General features: G+C 57.0%; 3 protein-coding genes. All 3 read left to right on the forward strand.

What is annotated here, in order from left to right:
- On the forward strand, nucleotides 1-185 hold a 185-nt coding region (locus tag ACRBB0_RS26895; protein ID WP_431377552.1), incomplete at its 5' end, for a hypothetical protein.
- Between the two features lie 175 nt (nucleotides 186-360).
- Nucleotides 361-633, forward strand: coding sequence for a hypothetical protein (locus ACRBB0_RS26900; RefSeq protein WP_431377553.1), 273 nt, complete (start codon nucleotides 361-363; stop codon nucleotides 631-633).
- On the forward strand, nucleotides 630-1,966 hold a 1,337-nt coding region (locus ACRBB0_RS26905; RefSeq protein WP_431377554.1), incomplete at its 3' end, for a recombinase family protein. The genes ACRBB0_RS26900 and ACRBB0_RS26905, both read left to right, overlap by 4 nt.

Consider the following 1,966-nt stretch of genomic DNA (forward strand, 5'->3'; position numbering starts at 1 on the left):
ACAAGGACAAGGACGGCAATCTACAGGACACCTCGAGCTTGCGCGGCAAAGACATGCTGAGCCTCGCCGAACTGGCCCGCCGCACCCATCACGACGTGCGTGACCGTGATCGCGAGGCCTTCAAGGAACAGCGCCGGACGCAAGCCCATCCGGATGTGACCCGCGACACCTCTCGCGACCGCTAGAGGCAGAGCCATGCCCTTGGCGGCCACCGCCCCGCCAAGGGCATACGATGGTAGGTCGCCACACCACTGATAGGAAAAAAATCCTTGCCTCAAAAGCACTTGCATGGCAATAATGTTCTCCTTTTGTTCGACGACATGTCGAACGCAACAGAGGAGAATTACGAAAGGAGGCTTTATGCCCGAAACCCCGCCTCAAACATCCCAAACGACCCTGACCTGCGATTGGCAGGACTGGGTTGAACACTTTCCCAATATCGAGGCCAGCGACGCAGAAAAACGCGCCCTGATCGAGTTGCTCTGGTCGATGGTCAGCGTATTTGTCGATCTTGGCTGGGAAATCGCCCCGAAACCGCAGAGTGCGACACAAGAAACCTGTGGAAAACAGCCCGATCTCGCCGCAACCCTGCTGCACGCCGTGTTACTCTCAACAGAGGAGGAGGATGCATGACACAAAAAGCTGTTATTTATTGCAGAGTTAGCTCAAAAAGCCAAGAATTGAATGGGCACGGGCTCGAAAGTCAGGAAAGCCGCTGTCGCGCCTTTGCTGAGGCCAAGAGTCTAGAGGTCGTCGCTGTCTTCCCCGACACGATCACCGGAGGTGGCAGCTTTATGCAACGTCCGGGCATGGTGGCGTTGTTGTCCTTCCTCGACGCGCAACCGGATGAAGACTTCACCGTCATCTTTGACGATTTGAAGCGCGCGAGCCGCGACACGCGGGCGTTTCTGGACTTGCGGGATGCGTTCCGCAAACGCAATACCCGCGTCGAATGTCTGAACTTCAAGTTCGACGACACGCCCGAAGGTGAGTTTATCGAGACAATCATCGCTGCCCAAGGCGCTCTGGAGCGCAAGCAGAACGGGCGTCAGGTGGCGCAAAAGATGGAGGCCCGCATGAAGTCGGGCTACTGGATTCATACGTGCCCCATAGGTTTTAAGTACCTCACCGTGAAAGGTCGGGGCAAAATGCTAGCACCGAACCCTCCGTTTGATGGCATCATTAAAGAGGCGTTCGAGGGCTTTGCGTCGGGTCGATTCCGCTCCCAAGCCGAGGTGAAGCGCTTCTTTGAAACCTTCCCCGACTTCCCCCGCAACAAACATGGCGAAGTGACCGCGCAGCGTGTGACCGATATTCTCACTCAGCCAGTCTATACCGGACACATCTGTTCCGAGCGCTACGGCATCAACTGGCTCAAAGCCCAACACGAAGGGCTGGTGTCGCTGGAAACCTTCGACAAAGTGCAGGAGCGCCGCAATGGCGCGTCCACCGCCCCAAAGCGCGCGAACATCGGCGCAGAATTTGCCCTGCGTGGCATGGTCTGCTGCGCGGGCTGTGGTGTGCCTCTGCGTTCATCCATCTCCAAAGGAAACGGCGGAAGCTATCACTACTACCTATGCCAAACAAAGGCCTGTGACCACTACGGCAAGTCCATCAAACGTGATCAGATCGAAGGTGAGGTTGGTGATTTGATCAAGAGCCTGCAACCCACGAAAGGCCTGATCACACTGGTCACGGCCATGTTCCGCCGTGCCTGGGACCTACGGGCTGACCAAGCCAAAGACATGCGCCGCGCCGCTGATCGCAAGATCACTGAGTGCGAAAAGCAGATCGACGCGCTACTCACCCGAATCCTCGACGCCACCAACACCCGCGTGATCGCAACCTACGAGGCAAAGATCGACGAGTTGGAGGCCGAGAAGGCTCGCCACGTCGAAAATCGCGCTAAACAGGTGGAACCAACCGGATCGTTCGAGGAAAAACTAGTACCAGCCCTGCAATTCCT

Source organism: Pelagimonas sp. (assembly GCF_050633425.1).
In the GTDB taxonomy this organism is placed as follows: domain Bacteria; phylum Pseudomonadota; class Alphaproteobacteria; order Rhodobacterales; family Rhodobacteraceae; genus Pelagimonas.